This window comes from Kordia periserrulae (assembly GCF_003054265.1).
Taxonomy (GTDB): Bacteria; Bacteroidota; Bacteroidia; order Flavobacteriales; family Flavobacteriaceae; genus Kordia; species Kordia periserrulae.
The window spans coordinates 240,647-265,509 of record NZ_QBKT01000005.1 but is presented as its reverse complement, the minus strand read 5'-3'; the positions used below and the strand labels follow the sequence as shown (position 1 = coordinate 265,509).

17 protein-coding genes are annotated in these 24,863 nt (G+C 38.4%); 9 read left to right on the top strand and 8 right to left on the bottom strand.

Going from position 1 to position 24,863, the window contains the following annotated elements; translation table 11 throughout:
• Positions 1–33: 33 nt before the first annotated feature.
• The 3 genes from C8N46_RS12255 to C8N46_RS12245 all read right to left on the bottom strand — a co-directional run bounded on the left by C8N46_RS12255 (position 34) and on the right by C8N46_RS12245 (position 8,136).
• Positions 34–3,420, bottom strand: a complete 3,387-nt coding sequence (locus C8N46_RS12255; protein ID WP_245896835.1) for a VCBS repeat-containing protein — start codon at positions 3,418–3,420, stop codon at positions 34–36.
• Positions 3,421–3,540: 120 nt separating this feature from the next.
• Positions 3,541–5,082: a RagB/SusD family nutrient uptake outer membrane protein gene (locus C8N46_RS12250; RefSeq protein WP_108115188.1), complete on the bottom strand. Its 1,542-nt coding sequence runs from the start codon at positions 5,080–5,082 to the stop codon at positions 3,541–3,543.
• Positions 5,083–5,100: 18 nt separating this feature from the next.
• Positions 5,101–8,136 (bottom strand): SusC/RagA family TonB-linked outer membrane protein, encoded by a 3,036-nt coding sequence (locus C8N46_RS12245; protein WP_108115187.1) that lies wholly within the window; start codon positions 8,134–8,136, stop codon positions 5,101–5,103.
• Between the two features lie 217 nt (positions 8,137–8,353).
• On the opposite strand from C8N46_RS12245, the gene C8N46_RS12240 reads away from it, so the two are divergent.
• Both C8N46_RS12240 and bglX read left to right on the top strand, forming a co-directional pair.
• Positions 8,354–9,226 (top strand): AraC family transcriptional regulator, encoded by an 873-nt coding sequence (locus C8N46_RS12240; protein WP_108115186.1) that lies wholly within the window; start codon positions 8,354–8,356, stop codon positions 9,224–9,226.
• 131 nt (positions 9,227–9,357) lie between these two features.
• The gene (gene bglX / locus C8N46_RS12235; protein ID WP_394340257.1) at positions 9,358–11,661 is read left to right on the top strand and encodes a beta-glucosidase BglX; all 2,304 of its coding nucleotides are present in this window, start codon (positions 9,358–9,360) and stop codon (positions 11,659–11,661) included.
• Between the two features lie 242 nt (positions 11,662–11,903).
• Here bglX and C8N46_RS12230 read toward each other — a convergent pair whose 3' ends face one another.
• Positions 11,904–12,425, bottom strand: a complete 522-nt coding sequence (locus C8N46_RS12230) for a DUF4136 domain-containing protein (protein WP_108115185.1) — start codon at positions 12,423–12,425, stop codon at positions 11,904–11,906.
• 167 nt (positions 12,426–12,592) lie between these two features.
• On the opposite strand from C8N46_RS12230, the gene C8N46_RS12225 reads away from it, so the two are divergent.
• The 7 genes from C8N46_RS12225 (at position 12,593) to lipA (ending at position 18,037) form a co-directional block, all read left to right on the top strand.
• Positions 12,593–12,796, top strand: coding sequence for a membrane or secreted protein (locus tag C8N46_RS12225; protein ID WP_108115184.1), 204 nt, complete (start codon positions 12,593–12,595; stop codon positions 12,794–12,796).
• Between the two features lie 24 nt (positions 12,797–12,820).
• The gene (locus C8N46_RS12220) at positions 12,821–13,921 is read left to right on the top strand and encodes a glycosyltransferase (protein WP_108115183.1); all 1,101 of its coding nucleotides are present in this window, start codon (positions 12,821–12,823) and stop codon (positions 13,919–13,921) included.
• On the top strand, positions 13,912–14,469 hold the full coding sequence (locus C8N46_RS12215) for an RNA polymerase sigma factor (RefSeq protein WP_108115182.1): 558 nt from the start codon (positions 13,912–13,914) through the stop codon (positions 14,467–14,469). Before C8N46_RS12220 ends, C8N46_RS12215 begins: the two co-directional genes overlap by 10 nt.
• A 53-nt stretch (positions 14,470–14,522) precedes the next feature.
• Entirely contained in the window at positions 14,523–15,044 is a 522-nt protein-coding gene (locus C8N46_RS12210; protein WP_108115181.1) for a hypothetical protein, read from the top strand.
• Position 15,045: 1 nt separating this feature from the next.
• Positions 15,046–15,582, top strand: a complete 537-nt coding sequence (locus C8N46_RS12205; RefSeq protein WP_108115180.1) for a hypothetical protein — start codon at positions 15,046–15,048, stop codon at positions 15,580–15,582.
• Positions 15,566–16,780, top strand: coding sequence for an Nramp family divalent metal transporter (locus C8N46_RS12200; RefSeq protein WP_108115179.1), 1,215 nt, complete (start codon positions 15,566–15,568; stop codon positions 16,778–16,780). The genes C8N46_RS12205 and C8N46_RS12200 overlap by 17 nt, the downstream gene beginning before the upstream one ends.
• A 381-nt stretch (positions 16,781–17,161) precedes the next feature.
• Positions 17,162–18,037: a lipoyl synthase gene (lipA, locus tag C8N46_RS12190; RefSeq protein WP_108115178.1), complete on the top strand. Its 876-nt coding sequence runs from the start codon at positions 17,162–17,164 to the stop codon at positions 18,035–18,037.
• Positions 18,038–18,171: 134 nt separating this feature from the next.
• On the opposite strand, the gene pdeM is transcribed toward lipA, so the two are convergent.
• From pdeM to C8N46_RS12165, 4 genes are all read right to left on the bottom strand, one after another.
• The gene (pdeM, locus tag C8N46_RS12185) at positions 18,172–18,819 is read right to left on the bottom strand and encodes a ligase-associated DNA damage response endonuclease PdeM (protein ID WP_108115177.1); all 648 of its coding nucleotides are present in this window, start codon (positions 18,817–18,819) and stop codon (positions 18,172–18,174) included.
• A complete protein-coding gene (locus C8N46_RS12180; RefSeq protein WP_108115176.1) occupies positions 18,816–21,275 on the bottom strand; it encodes a ligase-associated DNA damage response DEXH box helicase in 2,460 nt (819 codons plus the stop codon). The genes pdeM and C8N46_RS12180 overlap by 4 nt, the downstream gene beginning before the upstream one ends.
• Before the next feature lie 838 nt (positions 21,276–22,113).
• Entirely contained in the window at positions 22,114–23,703 is a 1,590-nt protein-coding gene (locus tag C8N46_RS12170; RefSeq protein ID WP_108115174.1) for an ATP-dependent DNA ligase, read from the bottom strand.
• Complete coding sequence (locus C8N46_RS12165; RefSeq protein WP_108115173.1) at positions 23,700–24,719, bottom strand: ligase-associated DNA damage response exonuclease; 1,020 nt, start codon at positions 24,717–24,719, stop codon at positions 23,700–23,702. The genes C8N46_RS12170 and C8N46_RS12165 overlap by 4 nt, the downstream gene beginning before the upstream one ends.
• Positions 24,720–24,863: the final 144 nt, after the last annotated feature.

Here is a 24,863-nt window from a genome sequence, read left to right as displayed (position 1 = left end):
AGTTTTGGTGTAAAAGATTGTTTTTGACTACAATTAGTGTTTGTTGTTATGTTTGATAAATTGTATGTAATCGTTGTTTTTGATGGATAGAATATACGGTGCGTTTCCTATGTTGATATGCTGCAAGTCCTTGACATCGCCCGTAGTAAAAAATCCGCTTTGTGTTACTGGCACCGCTTGAAAGTTTCCGTGACCATCACCTTTTAGAAACATTCCGTAACTCGCGTCGTTTCGCGGTGTTTCTACTTCCGAATTGTACAAATTACCTGCAATAAGCGCATCTAACTGTCCGTCATTATCGTAGTCTTTGACCAAAATTTGATTGATGCTTGATACTTGCGCTTCCACAGGTAATTTGTGTATTTTGAAACCATTCTCTGTATTTTCCAGATAGATACTCGCAAACGACTTGACTTGATAGTGCAAGGCATTTTCTAAGTTTTTCTTTCCGTAAACGTCAATCAGCGTTGCGGTAGAAAATTCGTCATAATTTTTAAATTTCTGTTTTATCGTGGGTACTTGCTGCGATGAACATTGACGACCGCGCACAGGATATTGCGTACCATCGTCATAGTAACTGAGTACGATGTCTTCTTTTTTGTTTTTGTCGAAATCTTCTACATAAATGTCGAACGTTTCGTCTTCCGTGGCTTTGTATTTGTAGTTTTGTCCGTTGTTTCCAATGATATAATCCATGTCACCATCGCCATCAAAGTCACCTTGATTGATGCTCCACCACCAACCAGTAGTTTCGTGTAGGTTCATTTTTTCCGTGACATTTTCAAAAACGCCGTTGTTGTTTTGCAATATCGTTATCGGCATCCATTCGCCTACTAAAATGATATCGTCCCACGAATCGTTGTTGAAATCTGTGATGACAGCACTTGTCGCCATCCCGATTCCTTGCAAGTCGGGCGCAAAGTTTTTAGTAGTATCTTCAAATTGTACTTTGCCTTTTTGTGAAATATTTTCTAGCAGATAGCTCGATGTTGGAAACGGATATTTCCCTGGCGTTTGTCTTCCCAAGACTAAAATATCTTGTTTTCCATCTTTGTTGTAATCAAGTGTGTATGCACGCGAACCGCTGCTGTTAAATTCGGGTAATGCCGTGTTACTTTTTTGAAAGTTTCCATTTCCATCGTTGAGATATAAACGGTCTTTTAGAAAATTGGAGTTTTCAGCAAATTCGTAACCGCCACTAACCACGTATAAGTCTTGGTCGCCATCTTTATCTGCATCAAAGAATAAAGCGCCCACATCTTCTGAAATTTTGTCTGCATCAAAAGCATTGGTGTTTTGTGGTGTAAAACCTTTGCTTGTTTGCAAGTAGAGTGTTGAAGTCAATCCAAATGCACCGCCAATATAGATATCTTCCAAACCATCGTTGTTGACATCTGCTGTCGCAACCGCAGGACCGAGTGTAGACATTTTATGCGGTAATAATACTTGCGTTGCAAAATCGTCATGGTCGTTTTCGGTGTGTTTGATGGTGTTTGAAAAATCAATGTCGGTTGTAAATAGCTCTTGATTCTTGACTCTTGACTCTTGACTCTTTACTATTCGGTGTTGGGTGTTGGGTGTTGGGTGTTGGTACTTACGTGTTTGATTGGCTTTGATATTTTTTTCTTTTGAGATTTCACCATCGTTCCAAACAATGTGTAGACTGTCGATGGTTGTTTCGTTTCCTAAACCAAAATGCAATTCTGGTGCTACAGACGATTGAAAACCTCTGGTAAGTGTGAGTTCTTGAACTTGTTGTGTTCCGTTGCTAAAAATCGTGACGCGAGAACCTAAAGCGTGTTTGTTTTTTACAGTTCCTTCTAACTGAATTTTTAAGTAATTGTTTGATGCATTGTTTTGAAAAATGACCGCTTCTTCGTCAATATTGTTGAGAATGATTTCTAAATCGCCGTCATTGTCCAAGTCTGCGTAGATAGCCCCATTTGAAAAGCCTTTGTGTTCTATTCCCCAATCTTTGTTGACTTTTTTAAATTCCAGTCCACCTAGATTTTGGAACATGAAATTGTCTATTTTTTCACTTGGAATTTTGGCGCTTTTTTCGACTAGTGAAAGCTTATCGTATTCTTTTTTTCCTATTTTTTTAAAGAAGTCTTTGTTGTTGATTTCTTTTCGCGTTCCGTTGCTAACAAATAAGTCTTTGTGCGAATCGTTGTCAAAATCGGCAAATAATGGTGCCCAACTCCAGTCGGTAGACGACGTTCCTGTAAGTCGTGAAATATTAGAAAATTTTGGCACACCGTTTTCCATATAACCTGTATTCAGTTGAAAACAATTGTGCATGTATTGGTAGTGAAATCCGTAGAATACCGTTTCATGAAATAATCGCGGATTCATACTTGCCATATTGGCTTTTGAACGGCGATTGTTGTCAGCGTCCATATCTGCTTGAAAGATGTCTAAAAAACCGTCATTGTTGATATCGGCAATATCAACGCCCATTCCGTAGAAAGCGGTTTGATTGGTAGCTTGTTTGATGACTTCCCGAAAGGTGCCATCTTGATTGTTGATGTAGAGAAAGTCTGGAATGCTATAATCGTTGGAGACATATATGTCAATCCAGCCGTCATTGTTAATATCTGCAGCAGCGATACCAATAGAGAAACTATAGTTTTTTACGCCGGCTTCTTCCGACACATCGGTAAACGTTTCGCCATCGTTCCGGTAGAGTTTGTCAGATTCTATCGAATTGACATTTTCCATCCGATTTTTGTAAATCATGTTAGACGTAGAAGGATGCGATATTGGATAATTTGCCAAATACATGTCTAAATCGCCATCATTGTCATAGTCGAAAAAAGTAGCTTGAATGGAGTTGCCTTCATGGGCAATTCCGTATTGTGCTGCCGCTTCTGTAAAGGTGTTGTTTTGATTGTTGATGAACAACTGATTTTTTTTGTTGCCTGTTTTTCCCGCTACTGAACAGTAAATGTCTAAATAGCCATCGTTGTTGATGTCTACCATGGTGGTTCCTGTGTACCAGCGTTCGTCTCCTTGTGTGTTGCTTTGCGCAGAAATGTCTTCAAATTGTAGATTTCCCTTATTGAGATAGAGCTTGTTTTTGACTTGATTTCCTGTAAAGAATACATCTTGCAAACCGTCGTTATTGATATCGCCCACAGAGATTCCGCCTCCCATGTAAATGGACGTGTAGGTGAAATAGTTGAGGGAATCGGTTTCCGTCAACGCATTGTTGAAGGTAATATTGGTTTGCGCTGCGTTTAGTTTGGTAAAAAGCGGTGTGTTTTCTACTACTTTTTGTTCCTTTTTAGGCGAACAACTATGGAAGAGAAGAATAAAAAGAATGAAAGCGTTGCTTAGTCTTTTCATTTGCGGCATTGGATTAGATAGGTTGGTGATAATTGCATTATACATGCTACGCGCATAATTTTTTGATGTCATTTTGGCGCGTATTAAAAAAATACACTAAAATAACAAAGCAGCATGGTTTCATACTGCTTTGTTACAGCAATTCAAATAGTGTATATATGAATAAATAATTAACGCTATTTTGAAATCCTATTAGTAACCAGGATTTTGATCTGCAATAGTTAATTCTCCATTTTTATCTATTTCTGTAATAGGAATTGGGAATAAATCATTTTTAGGAGCATATCCTGTTCCTGCCAATTCTGTGGCTGCTCTTCCCCATCGAACTAAATCCCAGAAACGTTGTCCTTCGTGTGCCAATTCTAAGAATTTTTCGTCTACGATAGCATCAAATAAATCGGTTCCTGAAAGTGATGTACTTACATCAGGCAATCCAGCTCTGTTTCGTACTTTGTTTAATTCAGTACGTGCGCTTCCGTCTTGTCCTACTTTGTTGTATGCTTCTGCCGCAAGTAATAATACTTCTGCGTAGCGGAACAATCTGAAGTTGGTGCTGTAGTTTAATTCACGAACACCACCGTCGCTTGTATCTTCTGCTCTTGAAGCATATTTTACACGAATTGCACCTTCGTAATCCCAAATGACACCTCCAGTAGCACTTGTTGGATCAACACCTCCACCAGCAGCAATTAATTCAGCTTCTGTGAGTAAGGTTGCTGCTTTTCTTTCAGTGTCTCCTGCAGCATCAAATGCATTTGCTAGCTTTGCTGTAGGCAAGTTGAATCCCCAACCGTTTAATAAACCTGTTCCCGTTACGTCAAAAATTCCGTCACCTCTAGGTCCCATTAATTGTACGTGTAAGTTGCTTTCGTTTCTTCCACCCCAAGCGATATTTCCCCAATCTCTACCTGAAGTTGATACAAAACCAATTTCTACTAAAGATTCGATACCGAATTCTGTATCAATTCCCCAAACATCTGCTACATTCGGTTCTAAATCGTGCGCGCTGTTTGCGATTACAGATTCAAAATACGGAATGGCTTCTGAATACTTTTCTTGGAAAACCAATACTTTTCCCATCAACGCTTCTGCTGCTCCTTTAGAGAATCGGAATTCGTCTGCCAAAGCTGTTTTTTGTGGTAAGTTTGCAATGGCATCTGCTAAGTCTGCTTCTATTTGTGCATAGATTTCTGCTCTTGTCGATTTTGCCAATCCGAAATCTGCAGCTCCTTGCGGAAGTGTTAAGCGCAATGGCACATCTCCAAACATGGTTGTCAATTCAAAATAACACCAAGCTCGGATGAATTTTGCTTCTGCGGTTGCTCTGTCTTTGTTGCTCAAGGTACTTTCTACCAAACTTTCAATCACTAAGTTTGACAATGCGATAGTGCTGTAAAAATTATTCCAAACACTTTCTATAGAACCATTCGCGGTTGAAATATTGGTATAATCGTCAATGTCTTGTAGTTGCGGTTGGTCACTTGAGTTTCCTCCAGCAGCATTGGCGTCGTCTCCAGGCAATTGTTTTACCAAAAAGGCACTGTGCCAATCTCTACTGTAGTTTAAGTGTAGTAAGTCATAAATTCCAATGACTGCAGCTTCTACGTTTTCTTCATTTTGGAAGAACGTTTCTAAGTCTTCTACATTTTCAGGCGGATTTGTAGTAAAGTCATCACTACAAGCTAGTACACCTAAAAATAGTACTAATGCGGTTAAAAAAATGTTTTTTTTCATTTTCAAAAGTTTTTTTGATTAAAAGTCTAATGCCAACCCAAATATCATTCTTGCTGCGGTTGGGTAATATCCTCTATCTACTCCAATATCATTAAATCCGAAGTTCCCGATTTCAGGATCCAATCCTCGGTATTTAGTGAATGTAAAGTAGTCATCTAAAGATACATATAATCTAAGATTATTTACATGTAACTTTTCAGATATACGTTGAGGCAGTGTATATCCTAGTTGTATTTGCTTAATTCTCATATACGAACCGTCTTCCACCATTAAGTCAGTGTCATACGCATCTGTAATTGTTGCAGATGATGGAAACGCGGCAACATCGCCTGGGTTTTGCCATCTGTCATCAAAATAGTGAACTAGTTTGTTCGTGATAGGTCGTGAAGGCTGATTGAACGATGTAAATATATCATTCCCTAAGCTTCCTTGAAATTGCAAGTTAAAGTCAAATGCTTTGTATTGCATTCCGATATTTCCTCCAAATAATACATCTGGATGTGGCGAACCGATAAAGGTTTTATCAGCATTTGTGATGTTTCCGTCACCGTCAGTATCTACTCTTCTTAATTCTCCTGTTGCTGGATCTACGCCGTTTGTTTGATATCCGAAAAAGTACCATGCTGGCAATCCTTCTGTGAAACGTGTAATTCCATCATCGTTTTGAGGTGCTCCTGCTCCTTCGATGGAGGTTCCTTGTGGCAGGAATAAAATTTCTGTTACCTCATTATCTAACGTAGATAAGTTGGCGTTGATTTGATATTTGAACGCATTGTCGTTGTTTGCATATCCAACTTCAAATTCGAAACCTTTATTGACAATTGTTCCTGCGTTGAATTCATTAGAAGTAAATCCTGCAGAACCTGGTGTAATTAAACTTCCGTCAGAAACAATTAAGTCTTCTGTTGTTTTGTTGAAATAATCAACCGAGAAGCGTAATTTATTGTCTAACGCTCTCAAATCGATACCAAAGTTGGTTTGCGTAGACGTTTCCCAAACAAGGTTGGTATTGGCAAATCCTGTAATTTGCGCTCCGCCTTGTCCTAGATAGTTAATTGGTAATCCGCCAATATTTCGTGTAATACTGATAATGTCTGAATTTCCTCCTAAGTTTGATTTGTTACCATTTTGTCCCCAGCTACCACGTACTTTCAAATAATTTAGAAACGAATCTTGTTTCCAAAAGTCTTCTTTAGAAAGCACCCAACCTGCTGAAACTGCCGGAAAATTACCTGCTTTGTTTCCTGTTGGAAATTTGTCTGAACGGTCACGTCTGAAAGAAGCTTCAAATAAATACTTTCCTGCATAGTCATACGATAATCTACCGTACATAGATACTAAGTTGTCTCTAAATGTCACTACATTTTCTGTGACGTCATCAATTGTGTAGCCTGGCAAATCTAAATCGAATCCTGGAAAATCAGGAATAGCTACTGAACCTGTTCGTGAAGAAATTGTTGGCACTTCGTAGTCTTCTGCTGAATACCCTGCTAATAAAGAAAAGTTATGGTCTCCATACGATTTTGTGTAGGAAGCAAAGTTTTCCCACAACCAACGCTCATTACGAACTCTTGTTTCTGACATGGTATAGGTTGTATTTTGTGCTTCTGACGCTACAAAATACGGTCTGATGGTATTTTCATTTAAGAAATCGCCATATTCATATCCAAATCGTGAGGTAAAGGTTAAACCTTCTAAGATGGTAAATTTACCATAGATGGTAGATAAGAATTGATTGTTTGTATTTAATGTTCTGTTGACATCTGCAAACGCTACAGGGTTCAATACTTCACCTGTGGAATAGGCTGGATATCCATACACATTTCCGTTGCTATCTCTCAACACTGGAACATCTGGAAAACCGTTATTAGCTGCTCTGTCAAATACTTCTTGCGGCACCGTACCTGGCGCGTATGTTACTGGTGTTAACGGATCGAGCACCAACGCATTTTGAATAACACCTCTAGTGTCATTATTTTCTTGCACTCCTCTTCTTTTTATAAATGAGGTAGTAGCGCTTACACCCGCTTCAAACCATTTGGTTACATTTGTTTTTAAGTTTAAACGCAAGGCTGTTCTTTTGAATGAAGAATTTTCTTTAGCTACAATACCATCTTGATCGGTATGTGCTATCGATGCATAATAGGAAATCCCAGCAGCTTCTCCTGATAAACTTACGTCGTAACGTTGCATAAACGCGGTATCAAACACTTCATCAATCCAATTGGTATCGATGCCATTATCTACTACAGAAGTTACACCAGCTTCATTCATATAGGTTACAAATTGTGAAGCATTCATCAATTCGATATCGCTATTTAAAAACTGGAATCCGAGTTGTGAACTGAAATTTACTTTAACGTCTTTTCCTTTTCCACTTTTTGTTGTAATGATGATAACACCATTTGCTCCTTCTGTACCGTAAATTGCTGCCGAAGCTGCATCTTTTAATACTTCTAAGTTTTCAATGTCAGATGGTGGAATGTTATCTATGTTAGACACTTTCATACCGTCTACAATAAATAACGGCTCAGAAGAACCACTAGAACCTGTACCTCTAATACGGATTCGAGCACCTGAACCTGGCGAACCAGAAGATGACGAAACCGTTACACCCGACGTACGTCCTTGTAATGCTTGCTCTACTCGTTGATTGGACACACTTTTAATATCTTCCGCATCCACACTCGAAATAGCACCCGTAACCAAACTCTTCTTTTTTGCACCGTATCCTACTACGACTACCTCATCTAACGCATTTTGATCGGACTCAAGCGTAACATTGATTGTTGTTTGTTCTCCTACAGGAATTTCTTGGGTTTTGTAACCTACATAACTAAATACTAAAATGTCGGTCGACTTTACGTTTTTAATAGTGTACTTACCATCAAAATCTGTGGCTGTTCCATTATTGGTTCCTTTCACGGAAACATTTACGCCAGGAACTGGTCCCGTAGCATCTGAAACAACTCCTGAAATGTCTTGCGCAGATAAAATACTGAAGGAAGACAGCAGTAGTATCAGGAAAAAGTTTTTTAAAAATTTGTTTTTCATAAGTGTTAATTAATTAGGCTATTTGTTAGATAAAAAGCATTTTAAAGGACGTTTATTATTAAAAATTCAATAAACACGTTACATTATTTTCATCTTTTTAACAAAAAATCATTTTATTTGCACAAATGTATATTCAATATTAACAAATGTTTAATACAATTTTATCAAATGTCAATATATTTTTGATAAAATTGTGTTAAAACAAGCTCCTAAGTTCATGCAAAAAAAGATTCATAGAGAGATAACGCAACTATCGCAAGCCGACAGCTTTCTCGTTTACTACAGAGTGAAAGACGAATTCGATTTCCCCCTACATTTTCACCCTGAATACGAGTTAAACTTTATTTACAATGGCGATGGTGTTCGAAGAGTTATTGGAGACCACATGGAGGAAATTGGAAAATACGAACTAGTACTAGTAGGCCCCAATTTGCCACATTGTTGGGAATTGCACAATTGCAAAAACAAAGAAATTCACGAAATTACGATTCACATTCACAACGACTTGTTAGATGAAAAGCTTTTATCGCGAAGAGTGTTTAAATCTATTCGAGATATGTTAAACAGATCGATTCACGGAATTTTATTTTCGGAAAAAGTTACCGAAGAAATCATGCCGAGATTACTCGAACTCCCTAAAACCTCTGGAATTGACTACTTTTTAGAATTTATTTCCATTTTACAAGATTTGTCAAATTCCCGAAATCAGAAGCTTTTATCCACTTCATTTTCAAACTACAACGAATTTGAAAACAGCGATAAGATTAAGAAGATTTACGAGTACATTCAAAATAACTTTGACCGTAAAATTACATTGGATGAAATCTCTTCTTTAATCAACATGACACCTGTTTCTTTTAACCGTTTTATCAAGAGCAGAACAGGCAAAACCTTCATCGCTTTTACCAATAGCACGCGCGTAAGTTACGCCACGCGTTTTCTTCTAGAAACCGATATGAGCGTAGGTGAAATCGCATATAAATGTGGCTTTAACAATCTAGCACATTTTAATAGAATGTTTAAAAAAATAAAAAAAGCAACTCCAAGTGAGTTCCGTGCAGAATTTAACGGAATCCAAAAAGTATTATGATACTATTTTATCATTTTTAAACTTTTTTTGACTTCTAATTGTAAAAAAATATCATGTTTTGATTATTTATGTATAATTCAGCATAGTTTAATATCATACTTTTACAACAACAATCCAAAACACCTAAACCGATGATTAAAAGACACTACAAAATACTAATAGCAGCAGGAATGACGTTTAGTTTTTTTGGATTTGTCATGAACAAAAAAAGTAATGCAAACATGGAAGTTTTAAAAATAACACCCATTGAACAACGAGTAGATTCGTTACTTGAAAAAATGACACTGGATGAAAAAGTGGGACAAATGAATTTATACAACGGTTTTTGGGATGTTACTGGACCTACACCAAAAGAAGGTTCTGCCAAATTAAAATACGAACATCTTCGAAAAGGTTGGGTTGGAGCTATGTTGAGCGTTCGCGGTGCTGAAAATGTAAAAGAAGTACAACGCATTGCTGTAGAAGAAACACGCTTAGGCATTCCTTTATTGATAGGATTTGACGTGATTCACGGATACAAAACACTCAGTCCAATTCCGCTAGCAGAATCTGCAAGTTGGGATTTGGAAGCCATTGAAAAATCAGCGCGTGTGGCAGCAACCGAAGCGTCTGCAGCAGGAATTAACTGGACATTTGCTCCAATGGTAGATATTTCAAGAGATCCACGTTGGGGACGCGTTATGGAAGGCGGCGGAGAAGATCCGTATTTGGGAAGTAAAATTGCCCGCGCACGTGTACAAGGTTTTCAAGGCGATGACTTGTCAGACAAACATTCTATTGCAGCCTGTGCCAAACACTTTGCCGCATACGGGTTTTCAGAAGCGGGAAAAGAATACAACAGTGTCGATATTGGAACTTCTACATTATACAACACGGTACTTCCGCCATTTAAAGCGGCGGCTGATAGCGGCGTTAAAACCTTTATGAATTCGTTCAACGAATTGAATGGCATTCCAGTAACTGGAAGTGAATTTCTTCAACGCGATATCCTAAAAGGCGCATGGAATTTTGAAGGTTTTGTGGTGTCCGATTGGGCTTCTATCAACGAGTTGATTTTTTGGGGACATGCCAAAGACAAACGTCAAGCAGCTATCATTGCTTCAAAAGCAGGTTCTGACTTAGACATGGAAGGATACGTATACATTCGTGAGTTGGTGCAGTTGGTGGAAGATGGCATTGTTGCCGAAAGTGTTATTGACGACGCTGTCCGTAGAATTTTAAAAGTAAAGTTCGAATTGGGATTGTTTGACAATCCATATATCTATTGCGATTCTGAAACCGAAAAAGCAGTCATTGGAAAAGCGGAACATCACGAAGCAGTATTGGATGTAGCTAAAAAATCTATTGTATTATTAAAAAACGAACAGAATCTACTTCCACTGCAAAAGAAAGGACAAAAAATAGCGTTGATTGGTCCGCTTGCTGCTGATAAAAACAGTCCATTAGGAAGTTGGCGTATTGCTTCTGACGATAACACAGCAGTTTCTGTGTTAGAAGGAATGAAAAAATACACAGGAAACACACTCATACACGAAAAAGGAGTTGATTTGGTTGACGGACATGCTGCGTTCATTGAAGAAGTAGTATTAAACACTACCAATCGCGATGGCATGAAAGAAGCCGTAGCGGCAGCAAAAACTGCAGACGTTGTAGTGATGGTATTGGGCGAACATGGTTTTCAAAGTGGTGAAGCGCGAAGCAGAACGGAATTGGATTTACCAGGATTACAACAAGAATTGTTGGAAGCTGTTTATGCCGTTAATAAAAATATTGTCCTCGTTTTAAACAACGGACGACCATTGGCTATTGAATGGGCAGCAGAACACATTCCTGCTATTGTTGAAGGTTGGCAACTAGGAACCCAATCAGGAAACGCGATTGCACAAGTGCTGTATGGCGATTACAATCCGAGTGGAAAACTACCAATGACTTTTCCAAGAAATGTGGGACAAATTCCAATTTATTACAATCATAAAAGCACTGGACGACCAACCAACGATAATGATAACGTCTTTTGGTCGCACTATATTGACAAAGAAAATACGCCGTTGTGGGTATTTGGTCACGGTTTAAGCTATACAACTTTTGAGTATAAAAACTTCAAAGTTCATGGCGACAAATTCAGTATTGGTGACAATATCAAGGTAACTGTCGACATAACAAATACAGGGAATTATGACGGAAAAGAAGTTGTGCAATTATACATTCGCGATTTATTTGGAAGCATTACACGTCCTGTAAAAGAATTAAAAGGCTTTGAATTGGTTCATTTCAAAAAAGGAGAGACCAAAACCATTGAATTCATGCTAACCAACAAAGAACTTGGATTCTATAACAATCAAGGAAAATATATGGTAGAGGCTGGCGATTTTGAAGTTTTCGTCGGCGGTAGTTCAGATACAAAACTGAAAGACACTTTTACACTTAACTATTGATTTTTGCGCTAGGTAAAAATCGATGGTTACATTGGTTTATTTATTAATTCACTAAAGATGTTCAGTTAGTTGAGCATCTTTTTTTTGCTTTTTTAGTACTGAGAATTTCTAAACTTTATCACGTTAAAAACAATTCAACATTTACAATCCAAAAATCACAATTCAACATCCAACATCCAACATCCAACATTCAACATTCAACATCCAACATTCAACATTCAACATCCAACATCCAACACTTATCATTTCTCAGGCGGGTACTTCTCAAAAGCTTTTAACAAGACAGCTCTAAAATAAGTTTCACGTTCTTCAGGTGTGGCTTCTTCGTCAAAATATCCTTTCACAATTGCTTGCCAGTACAATTGGTCTTTCCGAACATCCACCAAATCAAAAACAATTTCATGATTGTGATTCGAACTCCCAATTGGCAATCCTATGCTAATGCCGCCACCAACATTTCTTCCTGTGCCACCAACGCCCACGCCAACAGCTCCATCATTATTTGGTTCAAAAAAACCTGTTTCAATATTGATGTAAAAATCTGGTGTTGCTGTTCGTACAAAACCGCGCGCTTGCATCAATGAATCCGTCAAGCGAAACAATCTTTTTTCGTCTAATTTTTCCAAACCAGTTTCAATATCTGGATAAAAATTATAGCTTTTATATTGGGTAAAATCTGTTCGTGTATCGTAATCAAAAAATGCTTTAGGTGCCGTACACGACACCAAAAACAACAGTGTAAAAAGTATCTTTATGTATTTCATAGCTTATATTTTTGAGATTCACAATTTCGAGGCGATGCTCACGAAGCATTCAATAGAAACGATTAAAACATTTCGACGCAAGTACCATGTAACCCTACTACAAGATACGCATAAATAATTCCACAAAAAACCGTATCTTTGCAGAGATTTTAAAAAGACGAAAACAGATGAAACTTGTATTATTGACGATTGGATTATTATTGCTGTGTTTTGCTGGAATTGCTATCAAACTTTGGGCAAAAAAAGATGGTAAATTTGCGGGAACCTGCGCAAGTCAAAATCCAATGTTGAACAAAAATGGAGAAGCTTGCGGATTCTGTGGAAAAACGCCTGATCAATTTGACACCTGCTCTGAGCCACAACACCAATAATCTCTCAGCCTCGCTCCTAGTTGTATGACACTCTATTTTCTGTATGCTTTAATAGCTGTTACGGCTGTTCAACTGCTTTATTTTCTCCTTTTTAGTCTGTTTGCTTTTGAAAAAAAGAAACGCAGCAAACCACAAAATCTTCCTGTTTCTGTGATTGTTTGCGCAAAAAACGAAGCTAAAAACCTCAACACTCTTATTCCGCAATTGTTGCAACAAGCCTATCAAAGCTTTGAAATTGTTTTGATAAACGATGCTTCTTCCGATGAAACATTGGAAATCATGGAGCAATTTGAAGCTGAAAACAACACTATCAAAATTGTCAACGTAGAAAATAATGAAGCGTTTTGGGGAAATAAAAAATACGCACTTACCTTAGGAATCAAAGCCGCTAAAAACGATTATTTGGTATTTACCGACGCCGATTGTGTGCCTGCTTCTAAAAGTTGGTTGGCAGAAATCACACAACATTTTTCTAGCACAAAGAAAATTATTATTGGCTATGGCGCTTACGCGAGAAAGAAACATTCATTCCTCAACCTTTTGATACGATTTGAAACGCTCATGGCAGCCGTACAAGCGTTCAGTTATACAAAACTGGGCATTCCCTACACGGCAGTTGGTCGAAATATGGCGTACCACCGAAGCGAATTCTTTAGAGTCAACGGTTTTATCAATCATATCAAAATCCGTTCGGGCGATGACGATTTGTTCATCAAAGATGCTGCAACGGGCAAGAACACCGCAATTTGTTATTCTCAAAACAGTGTTACCATTTCACAACCAAAAACAAGTTTTAAAGCTTGGTTTCGACAAAAAAGACGACATGTCAGTACGGCGACACATTACAAATTCATTCACAAATTCTTATTAGGTCTTTTTTATAGTTCGCAAGTAGCATTTTGGGCGCTTACCATTTTCGTCCTATGCACAAATATGTGGTTGTTTGCACTTGGTCTTTTAGGAATTCGTATAGCAATTCAATACCTTGTTATTGGAATTTCAGCGAATAAACTCAAAGAGCAAGACACGTTGTATCTACTTCCATTTTTGGAACTCTTTTTACTTATGGTTCAATTTGGTATCTTTATAGCGAACAAGATTTCAAAACCGACGCATTGGAAATAGCAGAAACGATTCTGAAAGCATACATTCAAAAAGCAAAATTGGGCAATCAGGTCGCTTTCAATTTTTTGCTGAATTCTTTTTGGAATGATGTCTACGGCTTTCAACTCAAACGCGTTCAAAACGAGAACGATGCGGAAGATATTACCATTCAAACCTTCTCCAAAGCTTTTGACAAAATTGACACGTTTGATGAAAATTACAAGTTTAAAACCTGGCTTATCGCAATATCAAAAAACGTTCATATAGACTTTCTGCGGAAGCGAAAAAAAATCATAGGAACTACGGAAGAACAGGAAGAAGAAGTCTATCAAATCATTGACGATGCGCCCACTCCCGAAGATAAAATCATCACAGAACAAAACTTAGCAAAGTTGTTGCGCGATATCAAAAAACTCAAGCCGCATTATCAGGAAATCATCAATTTGCGTTACTTTCAAGAGTTGAGTTACAAGGAAATTTCCGAGCAATTGCAAGAGCCCATGAACAATGTAAAAGTAAAATTACTACGTGCCAGAAAGCTGCTTGCTGAAATTATTCAAGAAAAATAAAGTTAGTTGTTATATTTTTTGAAATATTTATTGTATTACAATATCTTTAGTGTATGAAAAATGTATTTGTTACTTATAATGTAGGTTCTGAAAGTGGAGAAAACACTGCACTAAGATTACAAACACTATCAAATCTTTATGGCTTTAATGTAGATTTACCATATAGAGGAGTTTTTGGTAATTTGCTACATTCAGAAACGAAAAAAAGAATTGAAAGGTCATCTTTTATATTAAGTTTCTCAACTGACCTTCATCAAAGTGAAAACTTAAAAAATGAATTAATTTATGCAGATAGTATAGGTAAGCCTATCGTGATAGCATTCAATCAACACCAAAACAAACCCAATATTCCAGTAAAGGGAAATAATGTTAAATTTTTTCCTATAAATTTTTATGATATTGATAATTCAATAAAAAAAATTGCAAGCTTCCTAGATAAACAATTAAATAAAGGACATTTAACAAATAAAAAAGAATCAAAAAACAAAGATGATGGTGCTGCAAAAGTACTATTAGCTTTAGGTTTAGGTTTATTAGCAGCATGGGCGATTTCTTCAGCTACAAAAGAAGATTAATATGCTTAAAAGTGCAATTATTGATACATCAGTACTAATATGCTTAAATCATCTTAATTTAATTAAATATTTAAATTTAATTTACAACAAAGTTTACATTCCTAGAGCCGTTGAGCATGAGTTTTTTCAAAATATTACAGAGGAAGAGCAAACCAAAAGATATGTATTTCTTGAAAATTTTTACATAGAAAACTCTATTTGGTTCAAAAAGTGCCAAGCGTTTAGATCTGAGTTAATAGAATTATATCGAACGGATAAAAAATTGGACTTAGGAGAAGCTGAAGTTTTTGCACAAAACCAAGAATTAGGTAATGTTAATATTATGCTTCTTGATGAAAAGAAAGCACGTACACTTGCTGAGAAAAATGATTTAGCTAAAAATGGTGTACTCTATATCCTAGCAATTTTTGATTTGAAACTTAAAAACATAAACTATTTTCAAGCAGTGGAAAAGTTAAAAAATGAGAATAATACTTACTTCTCAAAAAAAATTGTAAATATGGTATATAGTATAGTTAAAGATGAAATTGAATCTTAAAAAACTAGGTCCAGGCTTATTATTTGCGGGTGCAGCTATTGGCGTTTCACACTTGGTGAATTCCACCAAAGTAGGAGCTGAATTTGGCTTCGGGTTGTTATGGGCGTTGTTGTTGGTAAACTTATGTAAATATCCGTTTTTCCAATTCGGACCACGATATGCAGCGGCGACAGGCGAAAGTTTGTTAGAAGGTTACAAAAAACTAGGCAAGGGATTGTTAATTGCCTATTTCCTACTCACATTTGCCACCATGTTTACCATACAAACCGCCGTTACCATTGTAACCGCAGGATTGGCAAAACAACTCTTCGGACTCGATTTTTCAATGGGAATTTGGAGTACAATCATCACTTTTATATGCTTAGGAGTATTAGCGATGGGACGCTACTCGTTTTTAGATAAACTGATGAAATTTATCATCATCACACTAACCATAAGTACGGTTATTGCGGTGTTTTTTGCGTTTACTGACGGAAACGAAGCGTTAACTGCAGGACAAGTATTTCCAACAGAAATTGGCGGCATGACACTACTAATTGTTTTTATGGGATGGATGCCTGCACCGCTTGATATTTCAATATGGCACTCGCTATGGGCAATTGAAAAACGACAAGAAACAGACAAATTCACTCCCAAAACCGCACTATTCGACTTCGATTTTGGTTTTATCATTACCATCATTTTAGGCATCTGTTTTATGGCGTTAGGTGCATACGTCATGTTCGATTCTGGTATCGAATTCTCTCCAAAAGGCGGCGTATTTGCCAAACAACTCATTGATTTATATACGCAAAACCTAGGAAGCGGCATGTACATCATCATTGCGATTGCAGCATTTACAACCATGTTTAGCACAACACTAACAACCTTAGATGCGTCTCCAAGAGCAATGGCAAAAACGAGTCAACTACTCTTTGGGAAATACATCAAACACAGTTATATTTTTTGGATGTTGGTACTCGTTGCAGGAACCATTATCATCATGACACAGTTTTTATCAGAAATGGCGATGCTTATTGAAATTGCTACCATTTTATCGTTTGTCACCGCGCCTTTTTATGCTATTTCCAATTACATCCTCATCACAAGTAAACACACGCCAAAAGCTTGGCAACCAAAGCTAGGATTGCGAATTTTAAGCTGGTTTGGAATTTTGTTTTTGGTAGGATTCTCGGTTTGGTATTTGGTTGTTTTGTAGGTGTTGACTTCGACTTGGCTCAGTCTGTCAGGTTTTGGGTGTTAGGTGTTGGGTGTTGGGTGTTGGGTGTTGGGTGTTGGGTGTTGGGTGTTGGGTGTTGGGTGTTGGGTGTTGGGTGTTGGGTGTTGGGTGTTAGGAAATTACTTTTTCATTTTACATCTCGACTGCGCTCGATGTGACACATTTTGAGCTTTACATTTTAAATTTCGTTATTTGTTGTTCGTTATTTGTTGTTTGTTGTTCGTTGTTGATAATGAAAGAACAAATCGACAAATCGACGAAAAGACATATCCACAAAAAAAAACAAAAAAACGAACATCCTATAAACAATAAGATTCTTTGTATCTTTGTAGCTCAATTACACATAGAAGAAAAAGATTTATGAGTACAGAAACAACTGCAAGTGTATTACCTCCAAAAGGAAAACCGAAATGGCTTCGCGTGAAGCTTCCAACGGGAAAGAAATATACAGAACTTCGTGGCTTGGTAGATAAGTACAAACTAAATACGATTTGCACCTCTGGAAGCTGTCCGAATATGGGCGAATGTTGGGGCGAAGGAACAGCGACGTTTATGATTTTAGGAAATGTATGTACGCGCTCGTGCGGATTTTGTGGTGTAAAAACAGGACGACCAGAAACAGTTGCGTGGGACGAGCCTGAAAAAGTAGCGCGTTCTATAAAAATTATGAAAATTAAGCATGCGGTGTTGACTTCGGTAGACCGTGATGATTTAAAAGATATGGGAAGCATTATTTGGGCAGAAACGGTAAAAGCCGTGCGCCGAATGAATCCTACGACGACTTTAGAAACTTTAATTCCAGATTTTCAAGGCATTGAACGCCATCTAGATCGTATTGTGGAAGTGTCTCCAGAAGTGGTATCGCACAATATGGAAACCGTACGCCGTTTGACACGCGAAGTGCGAATTCAAGCGAAATACGACCGTAGTTTGGGTGTTTTGAAATATTTAAAAGACCAAGGCATCAACCGTACCAAATCGGGTATTATGTTAGGGTTGGGAGAAACGGAAGAAGAAGTGATTGAAACCCTGCACGATTTAAGTGCTGCAAACGTAGATGTTGTTACGATTGGACAGTATTTACAACCAAGTAAAAAACACTTGCCTGTACAACGTTTTGTTACGCCAGACGAATTTGACCGTTATCGCCAAATCGGACTCGATTTAGGATTTCGTCACGTTGAAAGTGGCGCGTTGGTGCGCTCTTCGTACAAAGCACATAAACACGTTGATTAATTCAGAATTATGAATTATGAATTTTGGGCTAGTTGCTTTGCTGCTAGCCTTTTTTATGGCTTGTTTTGTCATCTTATGTTTGAGAACAAACAACAAACAACAAAAAACAGAAAACAAACTGACAACACACCAGCCTAAAACTCCAAAATCGCATCGTCAGTAAAGGCGTAATTCCGAACATTTTCTAGTTCTGAGCGTGTGTTTAATCCTGTGAAAAGACTGAACGCTGGCAAAATTAACTGTTGGGAATTGACTTGAAAACACGGAAGTTTCAAATACTGCCTGCCTTTCATTTGAATGCGAACGCCTGGATGAATATGTCCCGAAATATAAAAGGTATCTTCTTCTACTTTTACAGCATCGTGGACAAAAACCAATGCATTGTATTGTTGTTGTTTTTGAGTGTGAAACCCTAAGTTTTCGTAAAATGCAGTTGAAAAACGATCGTGATTTCCGCGAATGAGTGTTTTTTCCAAACCGTCAAATTGCTGCATCCATTGTACAAAAACGTCAAAATTCTGATTGTAATCGGCATGAAACAAATCGCCCACAACGATTAACTTTTTAGGAGAAAAATAGTGTATCAACAGTTGCAATCGCTCCAAATCTTTTAACAAAACTGTATCTGGAATAGCAATACCGTGTTGCTGAAAATGTGCTGTTTTCCCAATATGAATGTCCGACAACACCAATGCCTGTTGCTTTTTCCAAAACAGCACGCGCTGATTCGTCAAGGTTAACATTTCATGACCAAAACGGATGTCTTTCGTAACTATCTTCACGTTAGTATTTTATATTGTTGTTTTTGGAGTCGTGCAATGCGATCGCTTAACTTTTCGTTGCTCATCGTATTGCGCAATCCGTCTACTTTGATTGGAAAACTCAGCGGTGTATAGCCTTTTGCTTCTTTTAAAATGACGGTACTTTTTGAAATTCGGTCAAATGCTTCTTGCAAACGTGCTTCTTCCAATTGCTCGTTAAAAACTTCGGTATACGCTTGCCGCAAAAGTAAGTTATTCGGTTCGTAATCTTCCAACACTTTAAAAATTAAACTCGAAGACGATTGCAAACTTTTGTTCGTTTTACGCGCGCCAGGTTGCGATTGTATCACCAAGCCAGCAATGACCGCAATATCGCGAAACTTTCTACTTGCCACTTCCGATGCGTTGATGCTGGCAATCACATCGTCCATGAGGTTTTCTTTGGATAGAATTTCTTTTAAATTTTCTTCCGTTACCGGAATATCTTGATCGCTCAATAAGCCAAAACCGTAATCGTTCATCGCAATGGAAAAGGTAATTGGTTGTAATTTACTGATGCGATAGGCAATCAACGATGCCATAATCTCGTTCACCAAACGCCCTTCAAACGGATAGAAAAACAAGTGACACCCTTCTTTTGCCTGAATTTTTTCTACCAAAAATTCGTCCGACTTCGGAATGTGCGAGTGTTTGCTTTGTGTTGTCAACAACGGATTTAAAAATTTCAGTTCCCGTTCTCGCGTAGACGGTTGCAAGGCATCGTTCAACTTTAAACGTAAATAGTGACTCAAATACGACGTTAACGGCAAACGTCCACCTTTCCAACTTGGCGTAATGGCTTTTTTCGCTTTGCTGCGTCGCACAAAAACGGTCATGTCTTTGATGTGCACGATTTCCAAGATTCTTCCCGCAAGGACAAACGGCATTCCGACTTTTAATTTTGAGATAAAATATTCTTCAATCATACCTAAATGTCCGCCTTTTAAATATCGTACGCGCAACATGGCATCACTCACAATTGCACCAATATTCATCCGATGCAACATACTGATACGTCTGCTTTTTACCACGTACAATTCCTTTTCGTCGTCGTACACCACTTTATGGAATTCCTCGTACGCATTTAGGGTAGTTCCGCCTTTGGTAATGAATTGCATTGCCCATTCAAAATCGTCTTTCGTCATATACGAAAAGGCATGAGTTTGCTGAATCATTGCAAACGTTTCGTCACATTGAAAACCTTCTCCAACGGCAAGTGTTACGAGAAACTGCACCAACACATCATACGTTAACACCATAGGTTCACGTGCTTCCACATCGTGTTGTTTTACGGCTTCTTTTAGGGCTGAAACTTCAATCAATTCTAGCGTATGCGTCGGCACAAAATAGACTTTTGAAACTTCATACGGTGAATGTCCACTACGTCCCGCGCGCTGAATGAAACGCGCAATTCCCTTTGCTGAACCAACTTGCACCACACAATCCACCGGTTTAAAATCGACACCTAAATCGAGTGACGACGTACACACCACAACTTTCAACAGGTTTTGATTGATGGCATCCTCAATCCAATTGCGCAATTTGGCATCAATAGAACCGTGATGAATTGCGATTTGCCCTGCCAAATCCACATCTGCATCTAACAATAATTGATACCACAATTCTGCCTGATTTCGCGTGTTGGTAAACACCAGCGTTGTGTTGTTTTTATAAATGACTTGCAACACGCTTTTGGCGAGTTGTTTTCCCAAATGTCCCGCCCACGGTAACAATTCAACCTCATCAGGCAACAAGGAAATGATTTTAAGTTTTTTCTTTTCTTTGGAAGTAACAATAGTTGTTTTGACGTCTTTAAAAGGAATCAACACATTTTTGGCTTCTTCTAAATTTCCAATAGTTGCCGAAACGCCCCAAACTCGAATTTTTGAAGATAGTGAACGTAATCGTACAATCGCCAATTCGGTTAATACGCCGCGTTTTGTAGAGAGCAATTCGTGCCATTCGTCCACCACGACACAACGTACATTTTTGAACCAACGCGAGTTTTTCTTTTGCGAGAAAAGCAAATGCATCGTTTCGGGTGTGGTGAGTAAAATATCGGGCATGTTGCGTTCTTGTTTGCGTCGCACTGCTGTAGATGTGTCTCCGTTTCGAACTGCCGCTTGCCAATCGAGTCCAATTTCGTCAATCGCCGTTTGCATCGCGATTTGCAAGTCTTTCGCCAACGAGCGCAACGGACTTATCCAAAGCAATTTGATGCCTTTTTTATACTGTTCTGGATGATTGAGATAATCAATCAACACCGCTAGAAACATGGAATATGTTTTTCCAAAACCTGTCGGTGCCACCACGAGTCCGTGATAGTTTTGCGCATATTTTTTCCAAGCTTTCAACTGGAAATCAAACGGCGAGAATCCTTTCTCTGCCATCCAATTGTGAATGATGCGGTAGCCTTCGGTTTGTTCTAGTTTGGTCATTTTTTTGGGTGTTGGGTGTTGGGTGTTGGGTGTTGGGTGTTGGGTGTTGGGTTAAAAATACTTTTTCATTTTACATCTCGACTGCTCTCGATGTGACACATTTTGAGCTTTATATTTTGAATTTCGTTGTTTGTTGTTTGTTATTCGTTGTTCGTTGTTTGTTATTCGTTGTTTGTTATTTGTTGTTTGTTGTTTGTCGATTTATTATTGGTCGCTTCGCTCGGTTGTTGTTTATTTTTCATGTTTTCTTTATGATGAGCTTGTCGAAGTGTTTGTTTACACTGAGCTTGTCGAAGTGTCATTCCGCACTTGATGCGGAATCCACTTTGTTTTACAATTGTTTTTCTTTTTTTTCAACATGTTGTTTGAAACTTTTCTAATACCCAATCTATTAATACCTTTCTCGTTTCAAAGCTATCTCGACTGCGCTCGATATGACATTTGGAATTTTCTAATCCCTAATTCCAAATCCACTAATGCCTTCTATCTTTACACATAGATTCTCGCTTGCATAGCAATGACATTTGAAACTTCTAAATACCAACACCACTTGTTTTACAATTGTTTTTCTTTTTTTTTCAACATGTTGTTTGAAACTTTTCTAATACCCAATCTATTAATACCTTTCTCGTTTCAAAGCTATCTCGACTGCGCTCGATATGACATTTGGAATTTTCTAATCCCTAATTCCAAATCCACTAATGCCTTTACCACTCCAAAACAGATTCCCGCCTGCATTTCGACTGCGCTCAATGTGACACGCAGGAATGACAATTGAACTTCTCAATACTCAATACTCACAATTAAGCGAAGCGACCTAACACCCAAAACCCAACACCTAAGACCTAGTAAAAATCAAATCCTTTACACTTTCTATGGTATCAATTTCCTCTACTTTTTTGTCTTGTCGCCAGCGTTTGATTCTTGGGAAACGCAGTGCGACTCCTGATTTATGTCGGTTGCTAAGCGCGATACCTTCAAAGGCAATTTCAAACACCAACTCAGGTTTTACGGTGCGTACAGGACCGAATTTTTCAATCGCATTTTTGTTCACCCAACGACTGATTTCCGTGATTTCCGCATCTGTCAATCCAGAATAGGCTTTGGCAACTGTCACCAAACCGTCGTCTTTTTTTACGGCAAAGGTGTAATCGGTGTATTTTGAGCTACGTCGTCCGCTTCCTTTTTGGGCGTAAATCATGACCGCATCAATCGTTAACGGATCGACTTTCCATTTCCACCAATCGCCTTTTTTTCTTCCTGTATGGTAGGGTGAATGTTTGTGTTTTAGCATCAAACCTTCCGAATTGACACTCCGAGAATCTTCTCGAATTGCATGCAATGCTGACCAATTTTCAACCGTAACAATTTCAGAAAGCTGTATGTTTTCTGCGGTATTTTGTTGAAAGATACGTTCCAGATTTTTTCGTCGTTCCGCCAAAGATTCAGTGCGAATGTCTTTGTTTTCAAATTCCAAGATATCATACGCATAAAAACCCACAGGCACCTCTTCCAAGAGTTTTTTAGAGACATTCTTCCGATTTAGGCGCTTTTGCAAGTCATTAAATAACAACACGCTACTATCTTTGATTGCGAGAATTTCGCCGTCCATGACAAAATCATGTTTCCACGTTTTGAATACTTCTGTGAGTTCGGGAAATTGTTTGGTCACCAGTTCTTCACCTCTACTCCATATATATAATTCGTTGTTTCGCTTGACAATTTGCCCGCGAATGCCGTCCCATTTGTATTCTGCTTGCCAATCGTTGACATCGCCCAATTCGTCCAATTCTTTTTCCAAGGCATACGCCAAACAGAACGGATACGGTTTAGAATTGTCATAGTTGATGTGACTCCCTGAGAGCAATTCATCAAAGGTAATTGAGTTGGTATCCCAGTTTCCGATAATGCTGTGCATCAGCTGATTCGCGTCAATGTTTGTGAGTTTTGCCAACGCATTGACCAGTGTTTTTTTAGAAACACCTATTCGAAAGCTTCCGCCGATGAGTTTGTTGAAGATTAAACGCTCTTGCGCTTCCAGTCCGCTCCAAGCGTTTAACACATATTCTTTCTTTTCTTCGTCGGTTTTTGGTTTTAGTTGGATGAGTTCCTGCATCCAATCGTCCAACGATTTTTCGATGTGATGTGTTGGTGGCAGCAAAAGCAATGCGAGTGTTTCTCCCAAATCGCCCACGGTACTGTAACTTTCTAAAAACAACCATTCGGGCAACTCGGTGATTTCGGCACACCATTGTTTCATCAGCGACGATTTTACAGGTCGTGGCGGGCGTTTTCCTGTAAAGAGGGCAATCATCCACAATTTATCTTTGTCATCCGCAACCGTAAAGAAATTCACCAACGCTGCAATTTTAGCGTTCGTTTTGTTAGTGATTTCGATGGCACTGATGAGTTCTGAGAATTGCTTCATGCCGTTGCTTCTTTTTTGGCTTCTTCAGCTTCTAATTTGTTGTCGCCATATTCTGTGATGACTTCGGCAGCTTCAATTCCTATTTCGTTTAGATATTTGGCAAAGGTCGCTTGTGAACCGTGCGTCACGTATACTTTTTCGGCTTCGGATGCTTTTACAGCTTGCAATAATCCGTCCCAATCCGCATGATCGCTTACGGCAAATCCTGCATCGACACCACGCCAGCGACGATTTCCGCGAACTTGCATCCAACCAGAACAAATCGCTGTAGCCGCATTGGGCACACGTTTGAGCATTTTGCTTCCTAATAATCCTGGTGGCATGATGATAATTTTGTTTTGAACGTCGGTTTTGTTAAAATGTCCGTCCAAGCGTGTCGTTTCTGGCAATACGATTCCCGAACTTTCAATGGCGTTGTTGATATGATAGATAGCGTTGTGCACGAGAATTTCGTCCAATCCTTCTACTAGTTTCATGATGCGTTGTGCTTTTCCGAGCGAATACCCAAACAATACACTCGTACGATTGTTTGCTTTGTTTTGCAGAATCCAATTGTGAATTTGTTGCTGTAAGGTTTCTTCGGGTAACCATTTGTAAATCGGCAATCCGAAGGTACTTTCCGTGATGAATTCGTGACATTTTACCGATTCAAAAGGAATGGTGATGTTGTCATGTTTCACTTTATAATCGCCTGTAAATACGACTACTTTTCCTTTGTATTCCAACCGAATTTGCGCCGAACCGATGATATGTCCCGCAGGATGAAAACTAAGTTTGACGCCGTTGATGGTTTTCGGTTCGTTGTAATCGAGTGTTTCTACAGAAATATCATCGCTAATCCGATGCTTTAGAATGTTTTTGGTGTGCGTGTGACAGAGATAGTGTTTCATTCCCCAACGCGCATGATCGGCGTGTCCGTGTGAGATAACAGCATAGTCCACAGGCAACCAAGGATCCAAATAAAATTTCCCTGGAATACAGTAGATTCCTTTTTTTGTGAATTTTACAATCCTCATTGTAGCAATTTTTGGTGTGTGAAACACTTTTGTAAAAATACGGCTTTTTTTGATGTTAGTCGCTTTGCTCCTGTTGTCGGTTAAATATACTTTTTCATTTTAGATTTGTTATTCGTTTTTTGTTATTTGTTATTCGTAGTTTCC

What these genes read in the sequence shown, in the direction of transcription:
- C8N46_RS12170 (WP_108115174.1), bottom strand. Translation starts at nt 23,703, where the DNA reads ATGAAGCAATTCTCAGAACTCATCAGTGCCATCGAAATCACTAACAAA.
- C8N46_RS12210 (WP_108115181.1), top strand. Translation starts at nt 14,523, where the DNA reads ATGAAAAATGTATTTGTTACTTATAATGTAGGTTCTGAAAGTGGAGAA.
- C8N46_RS12230 (WP_108115185.1), bottom strand. Translation starts at nt 12,425, where the DNA reads ATGAAATACATAAAGATACTTTTTACACTGTTGTTTTTGGTGTCGTGT.
- C8N46_RS12240 (WP_108115186.1), top strand. Translation starts at nt 8,354, where the DNA reads ATGCAAAAAAAGATTCATAGAGAGATAACGCAACTATCGCAAGCCGAC.
- C8N46_RS12200 (WP_108115179.1), top strand. Translation starts at nt 15,566, where the DNA reads ATGAAATTGAATCTTAAAAAACTAGGTCCAGGCTTATTATTTGCGGGT.
- lipA (WP_108115178.1), top strand. Translation starts at nt 17,162, where the DNA reads ATGAGTACAGAAACAACTGCAAGTGTATTACCTCCAAAAGGAAAACCG.
- C8N46_RS12245 (WP_108115187.1), bottom strand. Translation starts at nt 8,136, where the DNA reads ATGAAAAACAAATTTTTAAAAAACTTTTTCCTGATACTACTGCTGTCT.
- C8N46_RS12255 (WP_245896835.1), bottom strand. Translation starts at nt 3,420, where the DNA reads ATGACATCAAAAAATTATGCGCGTAGCATGTATAATGCAATTATCACC.
- C8N46_RS12225 (WP_108115184.1), top strand. Translation starts at nt 12,593, where the DNA reads ATGAAACTTGTATTATTGACGATTGGATTATTATTGCTGTGTTTTGCT.
- C8N46_RS12250 (WP_108115188.1), bottom strand. Translation starts at nt 5,082, where the DNA reads ATGAAAAAAAACATTTTTTTAACCGCATTAGTACTATTTTTAGGTGTA.
- C8N46_RS12165 (WP_108115173.1), bottom strand. Translation starts at nt 24,719, where the DNA reads ATGAGGATTGTAAAATTCACAAAAAAAGGAATCTACTGTATTCCAGGG.
- C8N46_RS12220 (WP_108115183.1), top strand. Translation starts at nt 12,821, where the DNA reads ATGACACTCTATTTTCTGTATGCTTTAATAGCTGTTACGGCTGTTCAA.
- C8N46_RS12180 (WP_108115176.1), bottom strand. Translation starts at nt 21,275, where the DNA reads ATGACCAAACTAGAACAAACCGAAGGCTACCGCATCATTCACAATTGG.
- C8N46_RS12205 (WP_108115180.1), top strand. Translation starts at nt 15,046, where the DNA reads ATGCTTAAAAGTGCAATTATTGATACATCAGTACTAATATGCTTAAAT.
- bglX (WP_394340257.1), top strand. Translation starts at nt 9,358, where the DNA reads ATGATTAAAAGACACTACAAAATACTAATAGCAGCAGGAATGACGTTT.